The organism is Nostoc sp. NMS2, assembly GCF_017115105.1.
Lineage (GTDB): Bacteria > Cyanobacteriota > Cyanobacteriia > Cyanobacteriales > Nostocaceae > Nostoc.
Genome location: NZ_JABXKH010000143.1, coordinates 1 through 6675 on the forward strand (window position 1 = coordinate 1; position 6675 = coordinate 6675).

General features: G+C 43.3%; 4 protein-coding genes and 1 pseudogene. 4 read left to right on the top strand and 1 reads right to left on the bottom strand.

Annotation, left to right across the window (positions count from 1 at the left end; genetic code table 11):
• Positions 1–183: 183 nt before the first annotated feature.
• The 4 genes and pseudogenes from HWQ36_RS34435 to HWQ36_RS25445 form a co-directional block, all read left to right on the top strand.
• Positions 184–351, top strand: a pseudogene (locus tag HWQ36_RS34435) (PKD domain-containing protein); the annotation flags it as partial.
• A 60-nt stretch (positions 352–411) separates the two neighbouring features.
• Positions 412–2298 carry a Calx-beta domain-containing protein gene (locus HWQ36_RS25435; RefSeq protein ID WP_292707973.1) on the top strand — a complete coding sequence of 629 codons (1887 nt, stop codon included), beginning with the start codon at positions 412–414 and terminating at the stop codon, positions 2296–2298.
• A 53-nt stretch (positions 2299–2351) separates the two neighbouring features.
• On the top strand, positions 2352–2786 hold the full coding sequence (locus HWQ36_RS25440; RefSeq protein WP_292707976.1) for a hypothetical protein: 435 nt from the start codon (positions 2352–2354) through the stop codon (positions 2784–2786).
• Positions 2731–5418, top strand: a complete 2688-nt coding sequence (locus HWQ36_RS25445; protein WP_292707979.1) for a peptidase domain-containing ABC transporter — start codon at positions 2731–2733, stop codon at positions 5416–5418. Before HWQ36_RS25440 ends, HWQ36_RS25445 begins: the two co-directional genes overlap by 56 nt.
• A gap of 52 nt (positions 5419–5470) precedes the next feature.
• On the opposite strand, the gene HWQ36_RS25450 is transcribed toward HWQ36_RS25445, so the two are convergent.
• Positions 5471–6549 (bottom strand): IS630 family transposase gene (locus HWQ36_RS25450; protein ID WP_292707982.1). Its coding sequence is split into 2 segments (ribosomal slippage): positions 5471–5529 and positions 5529–6549, totalling 1080 coding nucleotides; the frame shifts between segments, so codons are not numbered across the junction.
• Positions 6550–6675 lie beyond the last annotated feature (126 nt).

Consider the following 6675-nt stretch of genomic DNA (forward strand, 5'->3'; position numbering starts at 1 on the left):
GGCAATGAGGCTTATTCTATCTGCATTCTAGCCCTTTTTGTCCCCCCGTAAGATGGCACTCTCACCCCTACCCACATTTATGCCAACAACGGCACTTATACCGCCAAATTTACCATTACTGATAAAGACGGAGGTGTAAGCAGCGATACCTTAACTGTTATCGTCAACAATGTAGCACCAACTATCACTCAACTCACAGGTACAACAGAAGTAGCAGAAGGCACACCAGCCAACTTCACCGCCACAGCCATCGACCCTGGGAACGATACCCTCACCTACACCTGGAACTTTGGCGATGGTTCTGCCCCCGTACAAGGTAAAGATATTAGCCACACCTTCGGTGACAATGGAATTTACACTGTCACCCTTACAGTCAGCGACTCTGACGGCGCTTCTACATCCCAAACCCTATTGACAAAAGTCAACAACGTCGCTGCCACCGTCAACGCAGGTACAGACCAAACCATGTACCAAAACGAACCCGTCATCTTCGACGGACAATTTACCGACTCCGGTATATTAGATACCCACACAATCGAGTGGAACTTCGGTGATGGTAACACTGTAACAAGCGTTCTCAACCCCAACCACATTTATACCCAAAATGGCGAATACACCGTCACCCTCACCATCACCGACAAAGACGGCGCAGTTACCAACGATACCATGACTGTCACGGTGAAGAAACCACCCACAATTCAGGCAAGCGATATCTCAATTATCGAAGGTGACAACGGTAACAAGTACGCCGTCTTTACCGCCAACTTGAGCGAAGCCAGCCGAAGAACCATCACCGCTAACTACTCCACCACCGACGGTACAGCAACTTTTGGCAGTGATTACACAGCCGCCAACGGTACAATTAGCTTCGCCTCTGGAGAAATCAGTAAAACCATTACCGTCCAACTAATTGGCGACACCCTGGACGAATTTGACGAAACCTTCTTCGTCAACCTCAGCGATGCCACCAACGCCATAATTCTTACCAACCAAGCCACAGTCACCATCCTCGACGATGACGCAGCCCCAACATTAACAATTGGTGACAGAATCATCACCGAAGGAGACAATGGTACACTCAACGTCACCTACACCATTAACCTCAATGCCCCCAGTGGTAAACCCGTTAGTGCTAATTACACAACAGCCGACGGTACGGCAACTGCGGGTACTGACTACACTGCCACCAACGGAATAGTTTCCTTTGCTCCCGGTGAAACCAGCAAAACCATTACAGTACAAGTCTTAGGAGATGCGATCGATGAATTCGACGAAACTTTCTTCCTCAACTTGAGCGATGCCACAAACGCTACAATTACCAAGAACCAAGCTGTAACCACCATCCTTGATAACGACGCACCGCCAAGTATAACGATTGGCGACAGAAGCATCACCGAAACAGATAGCGGCGCGATCGCACTTACCTACACTATCAGCCTCGACGCACCCAGTGCCAAACCCATCAGCGTCAAATATGCAACAGCCGATGGGACAGCAAGTGCGGGTAATGACTACACCGCTACCAATGGTATAATCAGCTTTGCTCCTGGTGAAACCAGTAAAACTATCACAGTACAGGTAATAGGCGATACCATCGATGAATTTGACGAAACCTTCTTCCTCAACTTGAGTGATGCTACCAACGCTACAATTACCAAGAACCAAGCCGTAAGTACAATTCTTGATAACGACGCACCACCAAGTATAACGATTGGCGACAGAAGCATCACTGAAGGAGATAGCGGTACAACAAGCATCACCTACACAGTTAACCTCTCCACACCTAGCGCCAAACCCATCAGCGTCAAATATGCAACAGCCGATGGGACAGCAAGTGCGGGTAATGACTACACTGCCACCAACAGTACAATCAGCTTTGCTCCTGGTGAAACCAGCAAAACCATTACGGTACTGGTACTTGGCGATACCATCGATGAATTTGACGAAACCTTCTTCCTCAACTTGAGCGATGCCACAAACGCTACAATTACCAAGAACCAAGCTGTAAGTACAATTCTTGATAACGACGCACCACCAAGTATAACGATTGGCGACAGAACAATTACCGAAACAGATAACGGCGCGACAAGCATCACCTACACTATCAGCCTCGACGCAGCCAGTGCCAAACCAATCTCCGTCAAATACGCTACAGCAGATGGCACAGCAAATGCGGGTACTGACTACACTGCCACCAATGGTACAATTACCTTCAGTATATCTAAGTGTTCAGCAGCTATCCTTTTGTCCAATATAGGTGTACCTATCATTGTCATAAATAGAACCTACAATACATGATGCGATAGGGAAATTATTATATAGGTTCCTCTACCCTCACTTTCTGGCACCCTATGGCTCACCTCTCTATTGGCAACCAGACAATTACCCAATCAGAAATTCCGCATCTACTGGCTGGTTTCCAAATGCTGCCGCAATTGTGCCGTTCGGTGATCATCGAGGGGGCGATCTCCCTAACAGAACTCACTCCATCAGAAAAACTCGGTGTTATTGAGCAATTCTACCAAAACAATCAACTGACAACAGCAGAAGCTGTCGCAAAAGTATTAAAGCATTACAGCATGAGTCTTGAGCAACTAGAAGCTGTTGCCACGCGAGAACTGAAAATTGAGAAGTTCAAGCAAGCTACCTGGGGTACAAAACTAGAATCTTATTTTTTGCAATGTAAGCCTCAGCTAGACAAAGTAATTTATTCCTTAATTCGCACAAAAGATGCCGAAGTTGCTCAAGAATTATACTTCCGTATCAACAGCGATCGCCTCAGTTGAAACTCTTTGCCTAACGCTCAAAGCCTCGGATTTCTTAAGTCTACTAGAACTTGAACCAATAATAGCTAACGCTTTTCGTAACTATTGCAGCTTAGTTGAAGTTTTTGACCTGTTGGGTGCAGAACTAGAACGTCGAGGTAAGATTCCAGACAATCTTAAAGAACTCGCTACTGCTTCAACAAAACAGGCTACTATCCTTAACTTGCCTCCAGGCACAACACCACTTCAGCAATTAGACCCTAATTTACTGTGGTTAGTTAGCAGTAAAGGGTCGAACTATGCAGTGGGATCTTGCCTAAATCTTGGCTCAGATCGAGCTAACATTACTGGAGAAGTTCGCTTAGTTGGTTTTACCGATCCGACACTGCGGATGACTGAATCTGACGTTAACATCGCCTCATTGTCAGATACTGGAATTTGGGCAAACGCACCATTCGCTCCAGAGCGCCCAGAAGAAACAGAAGAAGTAGAGCCAGGGCAAGGAATTAAATACCCGCATATATCGGGTCGTGGCCCTGTAGATGGAACTCTCGCCTGTTTTCAAATGCTAGCGCAACACTTAAGAATGCCATTTCGCCGCGATGTCTTGCGCCGTGCATTAGTTAGTAACTTTCAGCGCACAGGCAGTATTTCCATTCAATTATGTGGTGCTTTGGCAGAATTGATGGGACTTACATCTCAACTGGTGAATGTTCCTGCCGTTGCTATCTCTAAACTACTCACACCAGTTTTGATTCCTTGGCAAGATAGCTATGCAATTCTTTACAAAGCCACTGAATTTGAACTAGTTCTTGGCATTCCAGAACAAGGCATTGTCCGCAAGAAGCCAGTCGATTTTGCTGAAACTTGGGGGGAAGAGGGGCAAGTACTTCTGTTGCAACCCACTAAAGAAACTCCTCAAAAGCGATTTGGTTTAAGTTGGTTCCTACCTGCTATCAAAAAGCATCGTACTGTTTTAATTGAAGTCTTCATCGCTTCACTATTCGTCCAATTATTGGGGCTAGCAAACCCTTTAATCACCCAAGTAATTATTGATAAAGTTATCATTCAAAACGGGATTAATACTCTCAACGTTCTTGGCTTTCTGCTCATAGCAATGGCGATAGTAGAGGGCATTATTACTTGGCTGCGTACCAACTTATTTGTCGATACCACCAATCGGATTGATTTAAGTTTGGGTTCGGAAGTAATCGACCACCTATTACGCTTACCACTACGTTATTTTGAGAAGCGCCCTGTTGGGGAAATATCTAGCCGGATCAACGAATTAGAAAATATTCGCTCTTTCCTCACTGGTACAGCATTAACTGTTGTTTTAGATGCTATTTTCTCTGTTATTTATATTGTAGTCATGATTTTTTATAGCTGGCTGCTAACTATCGTAGCACTGGCAACAGTACCGCTCTTTGCTTTATTAACCTTTATATTTGCACCCATTATTCGTAGCCAAACTAGAACTAAAGCCGAACGCAATGCTGACACCCAATCTTATTTAGTAGAAGTAGTATCAGGCATTCAAACGGTCAAAGCCCAAAATATTGAACTGAATTCTCGCTGGCAATGGCAATCTCGTTATGGGAAATATATTAGTGCTAGTTTTGAGAATGTTCTGACAAGCAATACTGCTAGTTCCCTTTCCAACTTCCTCAATAAACTATCAAGCTTACTTTTATTATGGGTAGGAGCATATCTAGTATTGCAGCAAAAACTAACTTTGGGACAGTTAATTGCTTTCCGCATTATCGCAGGTTATGTCACAAGTCCTTTGTTAAGGTTAATTCAATTATGGCAGAATTTCCAAGAAACAGCTTTATCGCTAGAACGTTTGGCTGATATTCTCGATACTCCCCAGGAAACAGAAATTGCAGGGCGTAATAACATCCCTATGCCAGCAATTGTTGGCACAGTTCAGTATGAAAGTGTTACTTTCAGCTTCGCCAAAAGTCCTAACCCACAACTTAACAACGTTCATCTTGATATCGAAGCTGGTATGTTTGTTGGAGTTGTGGGTCAAAGTGGTGCTGGTAAAAGCACATTAACCAAACTCTTACCTCGACTTTATGAATTAGACTCTGGTCGCATCAAAATTGATGGCTATGACATTAATAAGGTAGAACTCTACTCCCTACGTCAACAAATCGGCATGGTGTTGCAAGACACTTTGTTATTTGATACTACGGTACAAGAAAACATTGCCCTGACTATGCCTGATGCCACACCATCAGAAATTGTGGAGGCTGCTAAGATTGCTTGCGCTCATGACTTTATCATGAATCTACCCAGCGGCTATGAAACTCGTGTTGGAGAGAGGGGTTCGGCTTTATCGGGCGGACAAAGACAACGAATTGCGATCGCTCGGACTGTACTACAAAACCCACCTCTGTTGATTCTAGATGAAGCTACCAGCGCACTTGACTATGCTACTGAACGCCAAGTTTGCTTGAATTTAGCCCAAGTATTTAAGGGAAGGACAGTATTTTTCATTACCCACAGGCTAGGGACAATTCAAAATGCCGATGTGATTTTGATGATGAGTCAGGGAAGGATTGCTGAACAAGGTACTCATACAGAACTCATGGATTTAACAGGGCTTTATTATTGCTTATATCAACAGCAAGAAGCGCAAGTTTGAGTTAATAAGAATAAAAATACGTTTCGCTTAACATAAATCGCTAACTATAGGACTAATATTTGATTTCTGAAAAAGCTCCGTACATTTGAAGAGTGGCAAAATCAAAGGTGTGTGTCGGATAAACCACTCAAACATCCACTTCAGATGTGAGAACGAAGGAATCAAAGCACAGAAACGCCGCACCCATGTTTTAGCTTGTAACCAAATATCCTCAATTGGATTTTGTGATGGGCAATTAGGTGCAAAGCGGACGCAATGAATTTTCCATTGCTCTGGAGATAAACCTTGATTTATTTGTCCTAAAAAGTTTTGAACTAGATGTGAACGATGGTAAGAAGCACCATCCCAAAACAGAAGTAATCGTTGGTTAGGAGACTGATCTAATAAGTAAGCTAAATAATCAATGGTATTCTCTGAATTACCAGCACTGTAAGCTTTGAGAAGTAACTTACCATTAAGATAGTCAACTGCCCCATAGTATGTCTGTTTATCTCGCTCGTTAACAACTCCAACTGCTATTTCTTGATCAGTTTTTCCCCAAACATAACCAGTTAAGTCTCCCCACAACAGATGACATTCATCTATGAGTAACACTCTTAGCCTTCCTGCTTCTATTTCTTCTCTGTTGCTTGCCAACAATGTAACAAGACTGTTTTTTTTGACAGCAACAGCCTCCTCGTCAGCTTTGGGATTCAAAGCAGTTGTTTTCTTCCAACTAATTCCCGCCGCGTCAAATAAATCGTAATAGCTTCGTTTTGAGTCGTAGATGACATCATATTCAAATGCTAATTTGTACTCTAGTTCACCAAGCTCCCAAATATCCTTCGTTTGCAACCAACTCAATACTTCTTGAATCTGTTCATCACTCAAGTAACTTTTTCTTCCTTTATAATTGAGGCGCAGTCCCGATATTCCATATTCTTTGTAGGCTTGCTTCCAGCTTGTTATCGACCCCACAGACACATCTAAAATTGTTTGAATTTCTTCATATTTGTAGCCTTGATACACCAGTTTCACTGCCAATGCTTTCCTCACCTCACGCGCATCTGGGCGATTATCTATAAATTCTTGTAGTTCTGCGTTAGCGAAGCTCACCGAAGGTATCGCAGCCTGTAGATTCTGGTTTATCATTGTTCTCTGTTAGACAGATACATTCCTCCGTATTATCTCGTAATCTTTTTCAGAAATCAAATATGATTCCTATACAGCACTTGCGTCTGTTATGAGGTACAATAAATTAAAATATAAATACCTTTA

Excerpts from the sequence above, each read along its gene's own strand:
- HWQ36_RS25445 (WP_292707979.1), top strand. The coding sequence starts at position 2,731 with ATGCCGAAGTTGCTCAAGAATTATACTTCCGTATCAACAGCGATCGCC.
- HWQ36_RS25440 (WP_292707976.1), top strand. The coding sequence starts at position 2,352 with ATGGCTCACCTCTCTATTGGCAACCAGACAATTACCCAATCAGAAATT.